This is a genomic window from Azotobacter tropicalis, from assembly GCF_059739045.1.
On the sequence record NZ_AP046059.1, the window covers coordinates 4,147,793 to 4,165,997 of the forward strand.

An 18,205-nucleotide genomic window follows, 5' to 3' on the forward strand; every position below is an offset into this window, starting at 1 on the left:
TCAGCCGATCAGCCAGCGATACAGCAGTATCGCCAGCAGGACGGCGAAGACCGGCCGCAGCGCCCGATAGGCCTGCGGGTGGCGGCGCTTGAATGTGCGTACCCGCCCGCCCAGGACATTGCCGAGGCGTTTGAAGCTGCCATAGGCCCGGTTGATCGCACCGACCCGTTCGCCCTCGACGTTCTGCGGTGCGGTGGCCCGGCCGAGGACGCTGCTGATCCAGCGGTTGAATTGGCGCAGCGGTGTCGGCAGCGGCCGCTCGACATCGCAGAACAGGATCAGACGCGCCTGGTCGGTGTCGTTCACCACCCAGTGCACATAGGTCTCGTCGAACATCACGTCCTCGCCGTCGCGCCAGGCATGGGGCTCGCCGTCGACATGGATGCGGCAGGCGTCGGAGTTCGGCGTGGCCAGCCCCAGGTGATAGCGCAGCGAGCCGGCGAAGGGGTCGCGGTGCGGGTTGAGGTGGCTGTGGGCCGGCAGCAGGGTGAACATCGCCCCCTTCACCGAAGGGATCCGGGCGAGCAGGTCGAGCGTCATGGGGCACAGCCGGCGCGCCGACGGCAGCTCGCCCTCGGCGTACCAGGTCAGGTAGAAGCGCTTCCAGCCCTTCTTGAAAAAGCTGCCGAACCCCGCCTCGTTGTCGTGCAGGGCGGCACGGATGTAGCCCTCGTCGAACAGCGTCAGGGCTTCGTCGCGGATGCTCTGCCAGTTGTCGCGCAAGAGATCCAGCTCGGGAAAGTCGCGGCGTTCCACGTAGGGGCGCGAAGGCGTCCGCGAGAAGAGTTGCATCAGGGCGTTGTACGGCATGAACAATGCCGAGTAGTTGACCATCTGGCGTAGCAGGGGCAGGCGGGCACGGCCGCGAAAGTGCACGAAGAGAACGCTGGCAAGGAAGGTGGCCAGCAGTGAGGCTTTGATGAACAGTGGCATTGCCCGACTCCGTCTAGGCGTATGGTCTGTTTGGCGGGTTTGATCGGTCGATTTCGGCACCCCGGCCATCCGCGATTGCGTCGATCCGCCAACCGCACAGACCTCTGGTGCGGAAATGGCGAACTTTATAACCATCCTTCGTGTGTGGCCAGTGACTGTGCCGCTGGCCACATGCAGACTTGCGCTCCGGGCCTGCAGGCTGGAGGATTGGCCCTGGCCGTCAGGTTGCGGAGGGCGCCAGTCCAGCCTTTCCCCTAGTCGGCCGTGTCGCCGAAGTCCGCCCCTGAAAACGAACGCCCGCATCGCCGGGCTGTTGGAAGATCTCTTACGATGAGCATGTCATTGCGCGACCAGCTGCTGAAAGCCGGACTGGTCAACGAGAAGCAGGCCAAGCAGGCCGGCAAGCAGAAACAGAAGCAGGAGCGCCTGGAGCGCAAGGGACAGGTCGAGAAGGACGACTCGCAGCGCCGGGCCGCGCTCCAGGCCCAGGCCGAGAAGCTCGCCCGCGATCAGGAACTGAACCGCCAGCAGCAGGAGAAGGCCGAGCAGAAGGCGCGGGCTGCGCAGATCAAGCAGTTGATCGAGGTTTCCCGGCTGCCCAAGCTGAACACCGATGACTATTACAATTTCGTCGACGACAAGAAGGTCAAGCGTGTGTCGGTCAACGCCATGATGCGCGACAAGCTCAGTCGCGGCTCTCTGGGCATCGTTCGTCACGGCGGTGGCTACGAGGTGGTGCCGCGCGAGGCGGCGCTGAGGATCCAGGAACGCGATCCGCGCCGGGTGGTGTCGCTCAACACGCCGACCGAGGCCCCGGACGACGACGATCCGTATGCGGCCTACAAGATCCCCGACGATCTGATGTGGTAGGGCCGCAGAAACGACGAGGCCGGCTTGGTGCCGGCCTCGTCGTTTCCGTGGGGCGTTGCCGGTCAGTCGAGCCGGCCCTTCACCGGGCGGCCGTCGACCGTGCCCTCCTTGAGCATGATCTGGTACTCCTTGCCGTCCTTTTCCACCTGGTGCAGGCGCACCAGCAGATAGTCCCAGTCCTTGGCGAGCCAGAACACCGTCTTGCGGCTGCTCTGGGTGGGGTCGCGCACACGCTCGACCTTGATCGCCTCGATCAGCCCCACCCGGGTACGCACGTTCTCGCTGCCCAGCACGCGGAAGTCGTAGGTTTCGACCTCGTCGCCGTCGAGCACCTGATAGCTCATGCTCTGCTTGCCTTCGGCGACGTCCTTCTGCAGCGCCAGCTGATAGACGGCCTTGTCCAGCAGGCCGCGGTTGATCGGCAGGCTCACGGGATTGTCGCGCTCGTGGCCTTGGACCTTCTTGGCTTTCCAGTCGAAGTCGTGATCGACTTCCTTCTCCTTGCCCATGCCGTTACGCGCGTAGCGGTAGGCGAGCGGCATGAGCTGGCCGTTCTCGACGGTGAAGGTGCTTTTCTCGTTCATGCTGGCGAGCAGCATGCTGGCCTTGAACTCGTACTCCCAGCGCGTGCCGTCCAGCTTCTTCAGCGTGCGCTCGGCGGCGCCGCTGATCGGCATCTGCTTCCAGTCGGCGGTGTAGCTGGCGAAGAACGGCTTCAGCTCGAAGGCATAGGTGGGGGCTGCGAGCAAGGCAAGGACGAACAACAGGGCACCACGCATAACGTCTCCTATCCTAGGTTCGAATCAGATGGCCGGTGGCCGGCAGTTTTTCTCCATCCAGCACGGCACCTTCCGGCGTCAGCCGCAGACGCCCCTCGGCGAACCAGCGCACGGCCTGCGGGTAGATCCGATGTTCCTGCAGATACACGCGCAGGGCCAGCGTTTCCTCGCTGTCGCCCGGCTGCACCGGAACCACCGCCTGGATGACCAGGGGCCGCCATCGAGTTCCTCGGTGACGAAGTGCACGCTGCAGCCATGCTCGCTGTCCTGGGCTTCCAGGGCGCGGCGATGGGTGTGCAGGCCCTTGTGGCGGGGCAGCAGGGAAGGGTGGATGTTCAGCAGGCGGCCTTCGTAGTGGCGGACGAAGGCGGGGCTGAGAATGCGCATGAAGCCGGCGAGGATCACCAGGTCGGGCCGGAAGACGTCGATCGCCTCCATCAGCGCGGCATCGAAGGCCTCGCGGCCTTCGTAGGCCCGGTGATCGAGCACCTGGGTGGCGATGCCGGCGTTCTTCGCCCGGGTCAGGCCGTAGGCATCGGCGCGGTTGGAGAGTACCGCGCGGATCCGCAGTGGATTGCCTTCGCCCTGGCTGTCGAGCAGCGCCTGCAGGTTGCTGCCGGAGCCGGAGATCAGCACCACCGCATTGCAGGAGCCGGCCATCAGTGCGCCTTCAGGTTGTTCAGCAGGACGCGCTCGGCGCCCTCGCCGGCGGCGATGCTACCGATGACCCAGGGCTGCTCGCCGGCCTCGCGCAGCACGGCGAGGGCCTGTTCCACCTTGTCCTGGGCGACGCAGACGACCATCCCGACACCGCAGTTGAGCACCCGGTGCATCTCGCGCTCGTCGACATTGCCTTTCTCCTGCAGCCAGTCGAACACCGCCGGACGGGTCCAGCTGGCTACGTCGATCACTGCCTGGGTACCCGGCGGCAGCACGCGCGGGATGTTCTCGGTGAGGCCGCCGCCAGTGATGTGCGCCATGGCCTTGACCGCACCGGTTTTCTCGATGAGCTTGAGCAGCGGCTTGACGTAGATGCGCGTCGGCGCCATCAGCAGGTCGGCCAGCGGCTGGCCGTCGAGGCTGGCGCCGGCCACGTCGGTGCCGCTCACCTCGAGGATCTTGCGGATCAGCGAATAGCCGTTGGAGTGCGGGCCCGACGAGGGCAGAGCGATCAGCGCGTCGCCGGCGACGACCTTGGAGCCGTCGATGATCTCGCTCTTCTCCACCACGCCGACGCAGAAGCCGGCCAGGTCGTAGTCCTCGCCCTCGTACATGCCGGGCATCTCGGCGGTTTCGCCGCCGACCAGGGCACAGCCGGCCATCTCACAGCCTTCGCCGATGCCGGTGACCACGCGGGCGGCAACGTCGACGTTGAGCTTGCCGGTGGCATAGTAGTCGAGGAAGAACAGCGGTTCGGCGCCGCACACCACCAGGTCGTTGACGCACATGGCCACCAGGTCGATGCCGATGCTGTCGTGCTTGCCGAGGTTCATCGCCAGGCGCAGCTTGGTGCCGACACCGTCGGTGCCGGAGACCAGTACCGGCTGCGTGTAGCCGGCCGGGATTTCGCACAGGGCGCCGAAGCCGCCCAGGCCGCCCATCACCTCAGGGCGCGCGGTGCGCCTGGCCACGCCCTTGATGCGTTCGACCAGTGCCTCACCAGCGTCGATGTCGACACCGGCGTCCTTGTAGCTCAGGGAGGGTTGCTTGCTCATGAATCAGGCCTTCAGGGAAGTTCGGGATTCGACCGGGGCTGAGGGCCGGTCTGCAGGACAGGCGATTCTATCAGGCTTGTCCGGCAGCGACCACCGAGCGGCCTGGCCGGCAGCGGCGCACGCCCTGGCATGCGGTCTGCGGGGCCAGTGCTCGCGGTTGCCGGGGAATCGGCGGCTGTTTAAGGTATACGCCCATTCGCGGTCCCCTGCGCCGCCAAGTAGAGATTTCCGTCATGCGCCCGATCGTCCGTCCGCTCCTGCTTTGTCTGTCGCTGCTCAGCCTGCCTGCTCTCGCCGAGCAGGTCTCCGGTCTCTATCAGGTCCGCGAGCCGGTCGCCAGCCAGCAGCCGGCGGCGCGCGACCAGGCCCTGCAGCGGGCCCTCGACACCTTGCTGGTGCGCCTGACCGGCAAGCCGACGGTCGTGCAGAATCCGGCCCTGGCCGCCGCGCGCCAGGACCCGCAGCAGCTGATCCTCAAATATGGCTACGAAGGGCAGACGCTGGTGGTCGATTTCGACCCGGCCTCCACCCAGAGCCAGCTGCGCCAGGCTGGCCTGCCGCTGTGGGGAGCCAACCGTCCCAGCCTGCTGGTCTGGTGGCTGAACGAGGCCGGTGGTGCCGCCCAACTGGTCGGCGATGGCCAGGATAGCGCCCAGCCGCTGCGAAATGCCGCCGAATACCGTGGCTTGCCGCTGCGCCTGCCGATGGCCGACCTTGACGAGCAACTGGTCGCCACTCCGGAAAATCTGGTCAGCGGCACGGGGCTGGAGGGAGTGTCCGGACGTTACGGGGCCAATGCCATGCTCAGCGTGCGTGCCCGGCAGGAGGGCGGCAAGTGGCTGGCCCAGTGGCACCTGTCCGCCGACGGTGGGCAGTCGGAGGGCACTGCCGAGGCGGCAGACACCCCGGCCCTGGCCGATGCCGTGATGCTGGCGGCCAGCGAACGGCTGGCCGAGCGCTTCATGGGCAAACAGGAGGCGACCGAGCGTCTGACCCTGCAAGTGGGTGGCACCAACCTGGCCCGTTATGCCGAGCTGGAGCGCACCCTCGAGCCCTTCGGCGCCCGCTTGCGGCGTGTCGAGGGCGATCGGCTGGTCTACCAGCTCGAGTCCACGGTCGCCCAGGTGCGTTCCCAGATGGCGCTGATCGGTCTGCGCGAAGAGAGCGGCGCGGCGGCCTCCGGCCAAGTTCCGATGGTGCAGCCGCGTGAAACCACGCTGAGCTTCCACTGGTGATCGGCCAGAGGCGTTGAGGGGACGGGGCTGCGGCCGGAGCCGTCCATGCATCATTTGCCCAACCTCCTGACCCTGCTGCGCTTTCTGCTGGTGCCGCCGGTTGCCTGGCTGATTCTTGCCGAGGCTTATCAGGCGGCTCTGCTGCTGTTCGTTCTGGCCGCTGCTAGCGATGCGCTCGATGGCTTTCTCGCCCGCCGCTTCGCTTGGAGCAGCCGGTTGGGCGCTCTGCTCGATCCGCTGGCGGACAAATTGCTGTTGATCGTCAGTTGCCTCTGCCTGAGTCTGGCGGGACTGATTCCCTGGTGGCTGACGCTGCTGGTGCTGGCGCGGGACGCGCTGATCGTCGTCGGGGCCATTTGCTATCGTTGGCGGGTCGGTCTTCTGGAGATCAGGCCAAGTCGGCTCGGCAAACTGTCCACCCTCGTACAGAGCGTTCTGGTGAGTGCGGTGCTGCTGCAGGAAAGTCTGCTGCCGGCCCTCGCCGTACTGCGCCTGCCGCTGATCGCCTTGGTGGTGCTGGGTAGCCTGACCAGCGCCATCGATTATGTGCGGGTCTGGACCGACAAGTATCGCAGGCACAAGGACTCCACATGACCGATTCGAACCGCTGGCTCTGGCTGGCCGGGTTGTTCTTCGCCGGCTGGCTGATCTATTTGCTGATGCCGATTCTCTCGCCTTTCCTGGTCGGCATACTGCTGGCCTACCTGGGCGATCCCTTGGTCGACCGTCTGGAGGCGCGCGGTTTGTCGAGAACTTGGGGGTGATCGCGGTGTTCGCCCTGTTCGGCCTGCTGCTGATGGTGGTCCTGCTGTTCCTGCTGCCGACGCTGGGGCGGCAGCTGGTGCATCTCTACGAGCTGGCCCCCCTGATGCTCGACTGGCTGCAGCAGGTGGCCCTGCCCTGGATCCAGATGAAGCTGGGACTGACCAAGGGATTCTGGCATCTGGACCAGCTCAAAGCGGTGTTCGCCGGCCAGTTGGACAAGACCACCAATATCGTCAGCCAGCTGCTCAGCCAGGCGACCGCCTCCGGCTTGGCCCTGCTCGCCTGGCTGGGCAATCTGCTGCTGGTGCCGGTGGTGAGCTTCTACTTGCTGCGTGACTGGGACATCCTGGTGGCCAAGCTGCGTGCCCTGCTGCCGCGGCGACGCGAGGGCGTGGTGGTGGGGCTGATCGGCGAATGCCACGAGGTGCTTGGCGCCTTCCTGCGCGGACAGATGCTGGTGATGTTGGCGCTCGGCGTGGTCTATGCGCTGGGCCTGATGTTGATCGGTCTCGATTTGGGGCTGCTGATCGGCCTGCTCGCCGGGCTGGCGAGCATCGTGCCCTACATGGGGTTCGTGGTCGGCATCGGGGCCGCGCTCATCGCCGCGCTGTTCCAGTTCGGCAGCGATTTCTATCCGCTGATCGGCGTGGTGGTGGTGTTCACCGTCGGCCAGTTGCTCGAGGGCATGCTGCTGACGCCACTGCTGGTCGGCGACCGGATCGGCCTGCATCCGGTGGCGGTGATCTTCGCCGTTCTCGCTGGCGGCCAGTTGTTCGGCTTCACCGGCGTGCTGCTGGCCCTGCCGGTCGCCGCGGTGATCATGGTTTTGCTGCGCCATGTCCACGATCTGTATAAACTTTCCGACCTTTACGGAGAGCCCAGTCACGGAGACTCCAGCGGCGGCTCCGTGGAGCCGCCCGGACCGACATGAAACCGATCCAGTTGCCCCTTGGGGTGCGTCTGCGCGACGACGCCACTTTCGCCAACTTCTATCCCGGCGCCAACGCGGCGGCGCTCGGCTATGCCGAACGACTCTGCGAGCCGGACGCCGGCTGGACCGAAAGCCTGATCTACCTGTGGGGCGCCGAGGGCGTCGGGTGCAGCCATTTGCTGCAGGCCGCCTGCATTCGCTTCGAGCAGCGCCGCGAGCTGGCGATCTATCTGCCGCTGGCCGAGGTGGCGGATTACGGTCCGGCGCTGCTGGACAACCTGGAGCAGAGCGAGCTGGTCTGCCTGGACGATCTGGAGGCGATCGCCGGGCGGGCCGACTGGGAGGAGGCGCTGTTCCACCTGTTCAACCGCCTGCGCGATTGCGGGCGTCGCCTGCTGCTGTCCGCTTCGGTGCCGCCGCGCGAACTGCCGATCAAATTGCCGGATCTGAAGTCCCGGCTGACCCTGGCACTGGTCTTCCAGCTCCAGGGATTGTCCGACGAGGACAAGCTGCGCGCCCTGCAGTTGCGCGCCTCGCGTCGCGGCCTGCATCTCACCGACGAGGTCGGGCGCTTCATCCTTACGCGCGGCTCGCGCAGCATGACGGCGCTGTTCGACCTGCTCGACACGCTGGACCAGGCCTCGCTGCAGGCCCAGCGCCGGCTGACCATTCCCTTCCTCAAGGAAACCCTCGGCTGGTAAGGCCCGCCCTGGTATCAGGCCCGGGACGGACCCGGCATGGCGGCTATTCCCCAGCCAGCTTGCGGTCGTGCTGGAAGCGCCAGCGGGTGTAGAGCAGGGCTGCGCAGAACAGGGCCAGGCTGAGCAGGGCCTCCAGCCAGCCGAACAGCCGGCGCGCCGGATCGATGGCGGCGATCACGCCCTGGATGAAGTACAGGTTCACCACGAAGCAGGTCCAGGCATGGGCGCGCGCATTGCCGAGCAGCAGGCCCGGAGCGAGCAGCGCCAGGGGCAGCAACTGGATGCCGACGACCACCCAGGGGCGGGCGCCGTGCAGATCGGCGAAGCCCAGGTTCCACGCCACCAGCAGGCCGGCCAGGGCGAGGAAGCTGGCGAGACTGAGGGCGCGACTGAGCCTCAGGCGCGGGGCCAGCCATTCCTGGCTGGGCAGCGGTTTCGCCTTTCTAGCCACGGCCACTCTCCAGGCTGCGGGCCGTCTCCGCCAGGCGCCGGCCGAGGGCGCGGCAGAGGGCGATCTCATGCTCGTCGAGGGGGCGCTTGCCGTCTCCGCCGGCGTGGTGGCTGGCGCCGTAGGGCGTGCCTCCGCCCTGCGTCTCGAGCAGCGCCGCCTCGCTGTAGGGCAGGCCGCAGACCAGCATGCCGTGGTGCAGCAGGGGCAGCAGCATCGACAGCAGGGTGGTTTCCTGGCCGCCGTGCAGGCTGGCGGTGGAGGTGAACACTGCGGCCGGCTTGCCGACCAGTTCGCCGGTCAGCCATAGGCTGCTGGTGCCGTCGAGAAAGTATTTCAGCGGTGCGGCCATGTTGCCGAAGCGGGTCGGGCTGCCGAGCGCCAGTCCGGCGCAGTGGCGCAGATCGTCCAGACTGGCATAGAGGGCGCCCTCGGCGGGAATGGCCGGCGCCACGGCTTCGCATTCGGTGGATACCGCCGGCACCGTGCGCAGGCGCGCTTCGAGCCCGCCGAGCTCGATGCCGCGGGCGATCTGCCGGGCCATTTCGGCAGTGGCGCCATGTCGGCTGTAGTACAGCACCAGGATGTAGGGCGCGCTCATGGCAGGAGCTCCAGGACCTTCTCCGGCGGGCGGCCGACCACCGCACGGTCACCGCTCACCAGGATCGGCCGCTCGATCAGCCGGGGGTGGGCGGCCATGGCCGCAATCAGTTGCTCCTCGCCCAGTGCAGGATCGGCTAGGTTCAGCGCCTCGTATTCCTCCTCGCCGGTGCGCAGCAGCTGGCGGGCCGGGATGCCGAGCTTGCCAAGCAGCTCCTTGAGCTCCGCGGCGCCGGGCGGCGTTTCCAGATAGCGCACCACTTTCGGTTGCAGGCCGCGGGCCTCGAGCAGTTCCAGCGCCCCGCGGGACTTGGAGCAGCGCGGGTTATGATAGAGCGTCAGATCGGTCATGGGCGGATCACATCCAGCGGGGTGAGGCCGCTATTCTAACCACCCCGGCGCATGGGTGAAGCCTGTGCCCGGCATCGCTCACGGTAAGGAAAGGGCATGCGTCAACGCCTCATCGATAGCCTGGACTTCTGGCGCTACCTGTTCGAGCGCTTTCTGGCCGATCATGGTCCGAAGAGCGCCGCGGCGCTGACCTATACGACGTTGTTCGCGGTGGTGCCGATGATGACCCTGATCTTCGTCGTGCTTTCGGTCATTCCGGAGTTCCAGGGCATAGGCGAGCAGATTCAGGGCTTCATCTTCCGCAATTTCGTGCCTTCCAGCGGCGCCGTGCTGCAGGACTATCTCAAGACCTTCATCGAGCAGGCGCGACATCTGACCTGGCTCGGCGTCGGGCTGCTGATGGTCACCGCGCTGCTCATGCTGATGACCATCGAGCACACCTTCAACACCATCTGGCGGGTGCGCCAGCCGCGCCGAGGCCTGTCCAGCTTCCTGCTCCATTGGGCCATTCTCAGTCTGGGCCCGCTGCTGCTGGGAGCGGGCTTCGCATTGAGTACCTACGTCACTTCCCTGGCGCTGATCTCCGACCCCTATGCCTTGGCGGGAGCGAGGATACTGTTGAATTTCATGCCGCTGGCGTTCAGCACGGCGGCTTTCACCCTGCTTTATGCGGCGGTGCCCAACACGTCGGTGCCGTTTCGTCACGCACTGCAGGGGGGCTGTTCGCCGCCGTGCTGTTCGAGGCGGCCAAGGCGCTGTTCGGTCTCTATGTCAGCCTGTTTCCCACCTATCAGCTGATCTACGGGGCTTTCGCCGCCGTACCGCTGTTTCTCCTGTGGATGTACCTGAGCTGGATGATCGTGCTGCTGGGCGCCGAGCTGGTCTGCAACCTGTCGGCCTCCCGGCGCTGGCGCCGCAATCCGTTGCCGCGCCTATTGGCCTTGCTGGGCGTGTTGCGGGTGTTCCACGAGCGTCAGCAGTCCGGCCACGCCGTTCGCCAGTCCGACGTATCGCGTGCCGGCTGGGCGCTGCCCGATGCAGTCTGGGACGAAATCCTCGACTTCCTCGAGCGCGAGCAACTGGTCTACCGCACCAGTGATGGCGGCTGGGTGCTCTGCCGGGATCTGAACCGCTACAGCCTGGAGTTTCTGCTGAGCCGCTCGCCCTGGCCGCTGCCGCATCCCGATCAGCTTCCCGAAGCGCTCGACGAGCCCTGGTTCCCGGCCTTGCGCAGCGCCTTGGAGCGGCTCCAGCGGGAACGTGCGGCACTGTTCGGCGAGAGCCTGGCGCACTGGCTGCAGCCACCCCTGCCGGAACCGTGACTCGTCGCTCCGGCTGAAGATGGCCGATTATTATTGATATGAGGCCAGCTTGCTGGCGTGCCTTGTTAGATGAAAAGTTTGGCGGAACATGGATCATCGCGGAGGGAGCCTTATGGGAAGGCGAATGGGGGGTGTCCTGGCGCTGCTGGTCGCCGGACTGATGCTGGCCGGTTGTGGCGAGGACTGGGGCGTCGACCAGCATGGGCGGCCGGTCACGGCGGAACAACTGAGGGGCAGTGGCTGGTGATCAACTACTGGGCGGAGTGGTGCTCGCCCTGTCGCGGCGAGATCGCCCAGTTGAACGCTCTGGCCGAGCAGTACCAGGGCCGCGGCGTGCGTGTCGTCGGGGTGAATTTCGACGGTCTGCAGGGGGACGAGCTGGCTCGTGCCAGCGAAGCGCTGGGCATCCGCTTCGGGGTGCTGGCACAGGATCCGGCCGAGCGCCTGCAACTGCCGCCAGGCGAGGTCTTGCCGGTCACCTACATCGTCGACTCGCAGGGACGGCTGCGCGAGCGTCTGCTCGGCGAGCAAACTGCCGCCGGTCTGACGGCGCGTCTCCAGGCATTGCGCGGCGAGGATTCCTGAGATGGCGCGTATCGGCGTGCATGCTCTGGTCAGCGGCCGGGTGCAGGGGGTGAATTACCGGCAGGGCACGGCGTTGCAGGCCGAGCGCCTGGCGCTTGCCGGCTGGGTGCAGAACCTTGCCGACGGGCGAGTCGAGGCCTGGATCGAGGGCGAGGAGACGGCGGTGCGCGAGCTTGCCGACTGGCTATGGCAAGGTCCCGAGCATGCCCGCGTCGATGCGGTGCAACTGAGGGACGTGGTCTTGCAGGGGTTCGTGGATTTCCGCGTGCGGCGCTGAGCCGGACGCGTCGCTACTTGACGTACCAGAAGTCGTGCCACAGGCCGATCACCTTCGATGGATAGTGATACTGCCCCAGGCTGCCGTTGTAGCGGGCCAGGGCGCGGCTGAGGTCGCCTTTTTCCTTCTTCAGGTAGTAGCTGAGGATGGTGCAGCCGTAGCGCAGGTTGGTGGCGTTGTCGGTGAGGTTGTCCTGCGGGCGGCCCAGTTCGGCCTTCCAGAACGGCATCACCTGCATCATGCCCTGGGCGCCGACCGGAGAAATGGCGAAGCGGTCGAAGCGGCTCTCCGCGTGGATCACCGCCAGGATCAGGTCGGGGCGCAGACCGGCCTTGTTCGCCTCGCGATGCACCATGCGCAGCAGGCTCAGGCGTTCGGCATGATCCGGCAGGTAGCGGTTCAGACGGGTCGACATGTCCAGCAGCCAGACCTCCGCATCGAAACGATCGGTGAAGCTGTCCGCCTCGGCGACCGTGCGTTGCAGCAGGTCGCGCAGTTCAGGCTCCGGAGCCTGCGGCAGGCTGGCGATGCTCGGCAGTGGCAGGGCGAGCAGGCAGAGCAGGACGAGGCGCCGGAGTTGCATGAGGCCGTTCTCAGTCGCCCGACGGGGGCGCTGCCCGGCGTCCGGCTGTTTTCTGCAGGTTGGCCAGAAACTCCTGCTGCAGTTCCGGGTCGTGGCGGGTCAGTTCGATCAGACTCTGTTCCAGTTCGCTGGCCTCTTCTTCGAAGCCGAGTTCGGCGAGCCGCTTGACCCGGTGCACCCATTGCCCGACCTCGTCGCTCTCGAGATCGGCGTAGACCAGGTCGTGGGCCTCGCGCAGCTTGCTGCCCAGGCTGCGGCTGACCGGCAGGACGGCTTCCGCGCGGGTGCCATCCTGGGGGTCGGCCACGTTCAGCTGCAGTCGGGCGGCACGAGCGTCCTGCAGGGTGAAAGGACTGTCGAGCAGATTCAGTTGCAGGACGCCGTGGCGATCGGTGAGCAGTTCATAGGTGTGCGCCCCGGTCCCGACCGAGACCGGGCGCTCGGCCCAGGGCAGGCTCGAGTGTTCGGTGCGCTGGTCTTTCAGGTGCTCGTCGAGACGTGCCAGGTTCTGCTGGGAGCGGCCGTTGGATTCGATATTCATTGCCGGGTTGAGTCCGGCGAAGCCATAGTCGATCCAGCCTTTAGTGGCCAGGTCAGGCAGATTGCCGAGGGCGACCACGTTGAGCACGTTGGCGACGATCCCCGCCACCACCGCCACCGCTCCCAGAGGGATCTCGTAGATTTCGCGCCAGGGCTGGTAGGGGGTGTAGCGGTCGTAGCGGCGGCTCACCTCGTATTCGCTGACCTCGAAGGCTTTCTGGTCATGGATGCGGATGTGCCGCTGCGGCAGCTCCAGCATGGCTGGCTCGCCGAGGTCGATCTGCAGACTGTGGCTCAGGAGTTTGCGTTCGACGCGCTCTTCGTGCTCGCTGCGCTGGGGCAGCTGGTTGGCACAGCCGGCGAGCAGGAGGGCGCCGCAGAGTGCGGCGCCAAGGCGCAGGGAGCTTCGGGTAGGCATGGGGTGGAGTCAGCGGCCAATGCGGTTGCGAAGGAAGGTCACGAGGTCGGCGGCCGGGATGGCCTGGACCTCGGTCTCCCGGCGGCTCTTGTACTCCAGGGTGCCCTCAGCCAGGCCGCGCTCACTGACCACGATGCGGTGGGGGATGCCGATCAGTTCCATGTCGGCGAACTTGACCCCGGGGCTGGTCTTCTTGTCGCGGTCGTCGAGCAGTACCTCATAGCCGGCGGCGAGCAGCTCGGCATAGAGGCGGTCGGTGGCCTCCTTGACTGCGGCGCTCTCGTACTTCATCGGCACCAGGGCGATCTGGAAAGGTGCCAGCGCTTCCGGCCAGAGGATGCCGCGCTCGTCGTAGTTCTGCTCGATGGCGGCGGCGACCACACGCGACACGCCAATGCCGTAGCAGCCCATGATCAGGGTCACCGGCTTGCCGTTCTCGCCGAGCACCTTGCAATTCATCGCCTCGCTGTATTTGGTGCCGAGCTGGAAGATGTGCCCGACCTCGATGCCGCGCTTGATCACCAGGTTGCCCTGGCCGTCCGGACTCGGATCTCCCTCGACCACGTTGCGCAGGTCGGCGATGGCCGGCAGCGGCAGGTCGCGCTCCCAGTTGAGACCGAAATAGTGCTTGCCATCGAGGTTGGCGCCGGCGCCGAAGTCGCTCAGCAGCGCTACCGAGCGGTCGACGATCACCGGGATCGGCAGGTTCAGCGGGCCGAGGGAGCCGGGGCCGGCGCCGATGGCGGCGCGGATCTCGGCTTCCGAGGCGAACGTCAAGGGGTTGGAGACCTGGGCCAGGTTGGCGGCCTTGATCTCGTTCAGCTCATGATCGCCGCGCACGATCAGAGCGACCAGCTGGCCTTCCTCGACGCCGTGCACCACCAGGGTCTTGATGGTCTTCTCGATGGGCAGACCGAACTGCTGGACCAACTCGTCGATGGTCTTGGCATCGGGGGTGTCGACCAGGCGCAGTTCCTCGCTGGCGGCGGCGCGCGCGGTCTCCCGCGGCATGGCTTCGGCCTTCTCGATATTGGCAGCGTAGTCGGAGGTGTCGCTGAAGGCGATGTCGTCCTCACCGGACTCGGCCAGCACGTGGAACTCATGGGAGCCGGTGCCGCCGATCGAGCCGGTGTCGGCCTGCACCGGACGGAAGTCGAGGCCCAGGCGGCTGAAGATGTTGCAGTAGGCCTGGTGCATGCGGTCGTAGGTGTCCTGCAGCGACGCCTGGGTCAGGTGGAAGGAGTAGGCGTCCTTCATCAGGAATTCGCGACCGCGCATCAGGCCGAAGCGCGGGCGGATCTCGTCGCGAAACTTGGTCTGGATCTGGTAGAAATTGATCGGCAGCTGCTTGTAGCTGTTCAGCTCGTTGCGCGCCAGTTCGGTGATCACTTCCTCATGGGTCGGGCCGACGCAGAACTCGCGGTCGTGGCGGTCCTTGATACGCAGCAGTTCGGGGCCGTACTGCTCCCAGCGGCCGGACTCCTGCCACAGTTCGGCCGGCTGGATGGCCGGCATCAGCACTTCCAGGGCGCCGGCCTTGTTCATCTCCTCGCGGACGATCGCCTCGGCCTTGCGCAGGGCACGCAACCCCAGTGGCAGCCAGGTGTAGAGACCTGAGGCCAGCTTGCGGATCATTCCGGCGCGCAGCATCAACTGGTGGCTGATCACCACGGCATCGGAGGGGGTTTCCTTGAGGGTCGAGAGCAGATACTGACTGGTGCGCATGTTGGGCCGTTCTGTCCGTTGCGAAGGCGGAAAAGTGGCGGGCATTGTACGGCGGCGGATAGGGCGCGTACAGAATCGGCGGGGCCTGGGCGGGCTGCGCAGGGTCGATTAACCATATATAATCCCGTGCTTTGCCGCGGGCAGGGCTCGCGGCCGTCGTCTCCATGCGCGGCGGCCGAGTGAACCGCTCCACCCGAATTCAAGAATCGAGAGAAGAAGCACCATCATGATGCGCAGCCACTATTGCGGCCAACTGAACGAAAGCCTGGAAGGCCAGGAAGTCACCCTTTGCGGCTGGGTACACCGTCGCCGCGACCATGGCGGGGTGATCTTCCTCGACATTCGCGACCGCGAGGGTCTGGCCCAGGTGGTGTTCGATCCGGATCGCGCGGAAACCTTCGCCAAGGCCGACCGGGTGCGCAGCGAATACGTGGTCAAAGTCACCGGCAAGGTACGCTTGCGTCCGGCCGGCGCGGTCAACCCGAACATGGCTTCCGGCGCCATCGAAGTGCTGGGCTACGAGCTGGAAGTGCTGAACCAGGCCGAAACCCCGCCGTTCCCGCTGGACGAGTACAGCGACGTCGGCGAGGAAACCCGCCTGCGCTACCGCTTCATCGACCTGCGCCGTCCGGAAATGGCCGCCAAGCTCAAGCTGCGCTCCAGCATCACTTCGAGCATCCGTCGCTACCTGGACGAGAACGGCTTCCTCGACGTCGAGACGCCGATCCTCACCCGCGCCACTCCGGAAGGCGCGCGCGACTACCTGGTGCCGAGCCGCACCCATGCAGGCAGCTTCTTCGCCTTGCCGCAGTCGCCGCAGCTGTTCAAGCAACTGCTGATGGTCGCCGGCTTCGACCGTTACTACCAAATCGCCAAGTGCTTCCGCGACGAAGACCTGCGTGCCGACCGCCAGCCGGAATTCACCCAGATCGACATCGAGACCAGCTTCCTCGACGAAGCGGACATCATCGGCCTGACCGAGAACATGATCCGCAAACTGTTCAAGGAGGTGCTCGATCTCGAGTTCGGCGAATTCCCGCACATGACCTTCGAGGAGGCCATGCGTCGCTACGGCTCGGACAAGCCGGACCTGCGTATCCCGCTGGAGCTGGTGGACGTCGCCGACCAGCTCAAGGCCGTCGAGTTCAAGGTGTTCTCCGGTCCGGCCAACGACCCGAAGGGCCGCGTCGCCGCCCTGCGTGTGCCGGGCGCCGCGTCCATGCCGCGCAGCCAGATCGACGAGTACACCAAGTTCGTCGGCATCTACGGTGCCAAGGGGCTGGCCTACATCAAGGTCAACGAGCGCGCCAAGGGCGTCGAGGGCCTGCAGTCGCCGATCGTCAAGTTCATCCCGGAAGACAACCTCAACGTCATCCTCGACCGCGTCGGCGCAGTCGACGGCGACATCGTGTTCTTCGGTGCCGACCGCGCCAAGGTGGTTTCCGAAGCCCTGGGTGCCCTGCGTATCCGCATCGGCCACGACCTCAAGCTGCTGACCTGCGAGTGGGCGCCGCTGTGGGTGGTCGATTTCCCGATGTTCGAGGAGAACGACGACGGTTCGCTCTCCGCGCTGCACCACCCGTTCACCGCGCCCAAATGCACTCCCGAAGAGCTGGAGGCCAATCCGGCCGCAGCGCTGTCGCGTGCCTACGACATGGTGCTCAACGGCACCGAGCTGGGCGGCGGCTCGATCCGTATCCATCGCAAGGAGATGCAGCAGGCGGTATTCCGCATCCTCGGCATCGACGAGGCCGAGCAGCAGGAGAAGTTCGGCTTCCTGCTCGATGCGCTGAAGTTCGGCGCGCCGCCGCACGGTGGCCTGGCCTTCGGCCTGGACCGCCTGGTGATGCTGATGACCGGCGCCAGCTCGATCCGCGAAGTCATCGCCTTCCCGAAAACCCAGAGCGCCGCCTGCGTCATGACCCAGGCACCGGGTACGGTGGACGCCAAGGCGTTGCGCGAACTGAACATTCGTCTGCGCGAGCAACCGAAGGCCGAGTGATCGGCATCGCCGCGGGAGTGGGCCGGCGCGCAAGCGGGTCTGCTCCTGCAAGAGCACATCGGACAGATAGAGATACGGAGTGAGTTATGGCTGGTCATTCCAAATGGGCCAACATCAAGCACCGCAAGGAGCGTCAGGACGCCAAGCGGGGCAAGATCTTCACCAAGCTGATCCGCGAGCTGACCGTGGCCGCCAAACACGGCGGCGGCAACCCGGCGGACAACCCGCGGCTGCGTCTGGCGGTGGACAAGGCCCTGACCGCCAACATGACCCGCGACACCATCGACCGCGCGATTGCCCGTGGCGCCGGCTCGAACGAAGCGGACAACATGGCCGAGCTGAGTTACGAGGGCTACGCCCCGAGCGGCGTGGCGATCATCATCGAGGCCATGACCGACAACCGCAACCGCACCGCTGCCGAAGTGCGGCATGCCTTCAGCAAGTGCGGCGGCAACCTGGGCACCGACGGCTCGGTGGCCTACATGTTCGACCGCAAGGGCCAGATCAGCTTCGCCCCGGGCGTCAACGAGGAAGTCCTGATGGAGGCGGCGCTGGAGGCCGGTGCCGACGACGTGGTGAGCAACGATGATGGCTCGGTGGATGTGTTCACCAGCTTCGCCGACTTCCACGCCGTCAACGAGGCCCTGACGGCCGCCGGCTTCAAGGGCGACGAGGCCGAGGTGGCGATGATCCCGTCGATCACCGCGCCGATCGCCGATCTGGAGACCGCGCAGAAGGTGCTGAAGCTGGTCGACATGCTGGAAGATCTGGACGACGTGCAGAACGTCTACCACAACGCCGAGATTCCCGACGAGCTCATGGAGCAGCTCGGCTGACGCCGGGCATGCCGCCTGGAGCCGGAACTCTGCTTCGCCGGCTTCGGGCTGCCTTCTCATGACGCTTATCCTGGGTATCGACCCCGGCTCCCGGATCACCGGCTTCGGCGTGGTGCGCGACAGCGGGCGGGGCTGCGAATACATTGCCTCCGGCTGCATACGTACCGGCAGTGGTGCTTTGCCCGAGCGCCTGCAGGCGGTATATCGCGGTGTGACCGAGATTATCCGCAGCCATGGTCCGGTGACCATGGGCATCGAGCAGGTGTTCATGGCGCGCAATGCCGATTCCGCTTTGAAGCTCGGTCAAGCGCGCGGTGCGGCGATCGTTGCGGCGGCGGAGGCGGGGCTGGAGATCGCCGAGTACACCGCCACCCAGGTCAAGCAGGCCGTCGTCGGCAGCGGTGGGGCGGACAAGCAGCAGGTGCAGATGATGGTGATGCACCTGCTCCGGCTGGTACAAAAGCCGCAGATCGATGCCTCCGATGCCCTGGCCATCGCCCTGTGTCACGCCCACCACCGGCAGAGCCTGATTCCCCATGGCTTGGATGGCGCCAGGCGGCGGGGCGGCCGACTGCGCCTGTGAACGAGG

General features: G+C 66.2%; 17 protein-coding genes and 4 pseudogenes. 11 read left to right on the top strand and 10 right to left on the bottom strand.

Annotated elements, in window-relative coordinates:
* The gene (locus Atro_RS19580; RefSeq protein ID WP_497924959.1) at window positions 1-933 is read right to left on the bottom strand and encodes an aspartyl/asparaginyl beta-hydroxylase domain-containing protein; all 933 of its coding nucleotides are present in this window, start codon (window positions 931-933) and stop codon (window positions 1-3) included.
* Between the two features lie 330 nt (window positions 934-1,263).
* Here Atro_RS19580 and Atro_RS19585 point away from each other — a divergent pair, with 330 nt between their 5' ends.
* The gene (locus Atro_RS19585; RefSeq protein ID WP_497924961.1) at window positions 1,264-1,803 is read left to right on the top strand and encodes a DUF2058 domain-containing protein; all 540 of its coding nucleotides are present in this window, start codon (window positions 1,264-1,266) and stop codon (window positions 1,801-1,803) included.
* Between the two features lie 62 nt (window positions 1,804-1,865).
* Here the strand turns inward: Atro_RS19585 and Atro_RS19590 are convergent, their stop codons facing one another.
* The 3 genes and pseudogenes from Atro_RS19590 to purM all read right to left on the bottom strand — a co-directional run bounded on the left by Atro_RS19590 (window position 1,866) and on the right by purM (window position 4,297).
* On the bottom strand, window positions 1,866-2,582 hold the full coding sequence (locus Atro_RS19590; protein WP_497924962.1) for a DUF3108 domain-containing protein: 717 nt from the start codon (window positions 2,580-2,582) through the stop codon (window positions 1,866-1,868).
* Between the two features lie 13 nt (window positions 2,583-2,595).
* Window positions 2,596-3,242 (bottom strand): annotated as a pseudogene (gene purN / locus Atro_RS19595) (phosphoribosylglycinamide formyltransferase).
* A complete protein-coding gene (purM, locus tag Atro_RS19600; protein WP_497924964.1) occupies window positions 3,242-4,297 on the bottom strand; it encodes a phosphoribosylformylglycinamidine cyclo-ligase in 1,056 nt (351 codons plus the stop codon). The pseudogene purN and the gene purM overlap by 1 nt, the downstream one beginning before the upstream one ends.
* 233 nt (window positions 4,298-4,530) lie before the next feature.
* Between purM and Atro_RS19605 the strand changes: the two genes are divergently transcribed.
* From Atro_RS19605 to hda, 4 genes and pseudogenes are all read left to right on the top strand, one after another.
* On the top strand, window positions 4,531-5,532 hold the full coding sequence (locus Atro_RS19605) for a DUF2066 domain-containing protein (RefSeq protein ID WP_497924967.1): 1,002 nt from the start codon (window positions 4,531-4,533) through the stop codon (window positions 5,530-5,532).
* 45 nt (window positions 5,533-5,577) lie between these two features.
* Window positions 5,578-6,126: a CDP-alcohol phosphatidyltransferase family protein gene (locus tag Atro_RS19610; RefSeq protein ID WP_497924969.1), complete on the top strand. Its 549-nt coding sequence runs from the start codon at window positions 5,578-5,580 to the stop codon at window positions 6,124-6,126.
* Window positions 6,123-7,228, top strand: a pseudogene (locus tag Atro_RS19615) (AI-2E family transporter). Before Atro_RS19610 ends, Atro_RS19615 begins: the two are co-directional and overlap by 4 nt.
* A complete protein-coding gene (gene hda / locus Atro_RS19620) occupies window positions 7,225-7,929 on the top strand; it encodes a DnaA regulatory inactivator Hda (protein ID WP_497924971.1) in 705 nt (234 codons plus the stop codon). Before Atro_RS19615 ends, hda begins: the two are co-directional and overlap by 4 nt.
* A gap of 43 nt (window positions 7,930-7,972) precedes the next feature.
* On the opposite strand, the gene Atro_RS19625 is transcribed toward hda, so the two are convergent.
* From Atro_RS19625 to arsC, 3 genes are read right to left on the bottom strand one after another with little or no spacing between them, the layout of a single operon-like run.
* Entirely contained in the window at window positions 7,973-8,380 is a 408-nt protein-coding gene (locus Atro_RS19625; RefSeq protein ID WP_497924974.1) for a DUF2069 domain-containing protein, read from the bottom strand.
* Window positions 8,373-8,978 (bottom strand): NAD(P)H:quinone oxidoreductase, encoded by a 606-nt coding sequence (gene wrbA, locus Atro_RS19630; RefSeq protein ID WP_497924975.1) that lies wholly within the window; start codon window positions 8,976-8,978, stop codon window positions 8,373-8,375. Before wrbA ends, Atro_RS19625 begins: the two co-directional genes overlap by 8 nt.
* On the bottom strand, window positions 8,975-9,328 hold the full coding sequence (arsC, locus tag Atro_RS19635; protein ID WP_497924977.1) for an arsenate reductase (glutaredoxin): 354 nt from the start codon (window positions 9,326-9,328) through the stop codon (window positions 8,975-8,977). Before arsC ends, wrbA begins: the two co-directional genes overlap by 4 nt.
* Before the next feature lie 96 nt (window positions 9,329-9,424).
* Here arsC and Atro_RS19640 point away from each other — a divergent pair.
* The 3 genes and pseudogenes from Atro_RS19640 to Atro_RS19650 all read left to right on the top strand — a co-directional run bounded on the left by Atro_RS19640 (window position 9,425) and on the right by Atro_RS19650 (window position 11,512).
* Window positions 9,425-10,650 (top strand): annotated as a pseudogene (locus tag Atro_RS19640) (YihY family inner membrane protein).
* Between the two features lie 112 nt (window positions 10,651-10,762).
* A pseudogene (locus Atro_RS19645) lies at window positions 10,763-11,235 on the top strand (TlpA disulfide reductase family protein).
* A gap of 1 nt (window position 11,236) precedes the next feature.
* Complete coding sequence (locus tag Atro_RS19650; RefSeq protein ID WP_497924979.1) at window positions 11,237-11,512, top strand: acylphosphatase; 276 nt, start codon at window positions 11,237-11,239, stop codon at window positions 11,510-11,512.
* Between the two features lie 13 nt (window positions 11,513-11,525).
* Here Atro_RS19650 and Atro_RS19655 read toward each other — a convergent pair whose 3' ends face one another.
* The 3 genes from Atro_RS19655 to Atro_RS19665 are packed head-to-tail and all read right to left on the bottom strand — an operon-like array spanning window position 11,526 to window position 14,778.
* On the bottom strand, window positions 11,526-12,095 hold the full coding sequence (locus Atro_RS19655; RefSeq protein ID WP_497924980.1) for a lytic transglycosylase domain-containing protein: 570 nt from the start codon (window positions 12,093-12,095) through the stop codon (window positions 11,526-11,528).
* Between the two features lie 10 nt (window positions 12,096-12,105).
* Entirely contained in the window at window positions 12,106-13,053 is a 948-nt protein-coding gene (locus tag Atro_RS19660; protein WP_497924984.1) for a hypothetical protein, read from the bottom strand.
* A 9-nt stretch (window positions 13,054-13,062) separates the two neighbouring features.
* Window positions 13,063-14,778 (bottom strand): proline--tRNA ligase, encoded by a 1,716-nt coding sequence (locus Atro_RS19665; protein ID WP_497924988.1) that lies wholly within the window; start codon window positions 14,776-14,778, stop codon window positions 13,063-13,065.
* 226 nt (window positions 14,779-15,004) lie between these two features.
* Here Atro_RS19665 and aspS point away from each other — a divergent pair, with 226 nt between their 5' ends.
* From aspS to ruvC, 3 genes are all read left to right on the top strand, one after another.
* Window positions 15,005-16,780, top strand: coding sequence for an aspartate--tRNA ligase (aspS, locus tag Atro_RS19670; protein ID WP_497924990.1), 1,776 nt, complete (start codon window positions 15,005-15,007; stop codon window positions 16,778-16,780).
* An 86-nt stretch (window positions 16,781-16,866) separates the two neighbouring features.
* On the top strand, window positions 16,867-17,616 hold the full coding sequence (locus Atro_RS19675; protein ID WP_497924995.1) for a YebC/PmpR family DNA-binding transcriptional regulator: 750 nt from the start codon (window positions 16,867-16,869) through the stop codon (window positions 17,614-17,616).
* A gap of 58 nt (window positions 17,617-17,674) precedes the next feature.
* The gene (gene ruvC / locus Atro_RS19680; protein WP_497924999.1) at window positions 17,675-18,199 is read left to right on the top strand and encodes a crossover junction endodeoxyribonuclease RuvC; all 525 of its coding nucleotides are present in this window, start codon (window positions 17,675-17,677) and stop codon (window positions 18,197-18,199) included.
* Window positions 18,200-18,205: the final 6 nt, after the last annotated feature.